The following is a 350-nucleotide window of genomic DNA, read 5'->3' as shown; positions in this document are numbered from 1 at the left end:
CCTGGGCGACCAGGTAACGAACGTGTACGAGAAGGGCACGAAGTACTTCCACGCGAACTCGACGGGCGCGGATTCGTCGGCGCGGGGCAAGGACTCGGTGGCAATCGGTATGGGTGCGGTGTCGAACAACGCGAACGACGTGGCGCTGGGCGCTGGCTCGATGACGTCGGCTGCGGTGAGTCCGAGCGGCACGTCCATCGGCGGCACGACCTACTTCTTTGCTGGTTCGAATCCGATTGGCACGGTGAGCGTGGGCAGCGTGGGTAACGAGCGCACGATCACGAACGTGGCCGCGGGTCGCCTGAGCGGGACGAGCACCGACGCAGTCAATGGCTCGCAGCTGTACGCCA

General features: G+C 65.4%; 1 pseudogene. It reads left to right on the top strand.

Annotation, left to right across the window (positions count from 1 at the left end):
* Positions 1-350 (top strand): annotated as a pseudogene (locus tag AB4Y34_RS42140) (hemagglutinin); the annotation flags it as partial.

Origin of the sequence: Paraburkholderia sp. BR10954, assembly GCF_040965775.1 — a bacterium.
Lineage (GTDB): Bacteria > Pseudomonadota > Gammaproteobacteria > Burkholderiales > Burkholderiaceae > Paraburkholderia > Paraburkholderia youngii.
Note: the sequence above shows the minus strand (reverse complement) of the source record. Positions and strands in the feature narration are given on the sequence as shown.